Origin of the sequence: Burkholderia sp. AcTa6-5 (assembly GCF_017815075.1) — a bacterium.
Classification (GTDB): Bacteria; Pseudomonadota; Gammaproteobacteria; order Burkholderiales; family Burkholderiaceae; genus Burkholderia; species Burkholderia sola.
Genome location: NZ_JAGIQE010000082.1, coordinates 1 through 521 on the forward strand (window position 1 = coordinate 1; position 521 = coordinate 521).

1 protein-coding gene is annotated in these 521 nt (G+C 60.5%); it reads left to right on the forward strand.

Going from position 1 to position 521, the window contains the following annotated elements; genetic code table 11:
* Positions 1-51: 51 nt before the first annotated feature.
* On the forward strand, positions 52-521 hold a 470-nt coding region (locus J8I33_RS34300; RefSeq protein ID WP_245172636.1), incomplete at its 3' end, for a hypothetical protein.

Below are 521 nucleotides of genomic sequence, written 5' to 3' on the forward strand. Positions count from 1 at the left end.
TTGTATTTAGCGTCGTCACCCGCTCGTCCATGCCCCGCTGAGGTAGCGTCCATGATTCGCTACTTTCTTGCCAAAGGCGACCGCGCCGGGGAAGCCGTGATTGTCGAAGGCCTCGACAGCGTGACCTGTTCCAATCCGCCGCCGAAGGTTCATATCGCCACGCTGGATATGAAGACCTACTGTTCGGCCTGCAAGCGCGAAGGGTACATCGCACCGCAAGGGCCGCGCTGGCCAGGCACCGGCCCGAACGGCAAACAGTGGGCATTGAGCGGGGATATCAATGTCTGCGGATGCAACCCACCGCCGATCTTCTACGCTGAGCGCGGCATGCGGATGACTTTTACTGCAGGAGAAACTGCGACGCTGACTGGGCGCCAACCGGATGCAGCCAAGCGGTCATTTGCTCGATCGAATGCCGTACACGACGAGCAATTCACGTTGCTGGATGGCTCCCGCCGTCCGCTCGCGAACATCCGCTACCGAATCGTTACCGACACCGGCCAGATTTTCACGGGCACCAC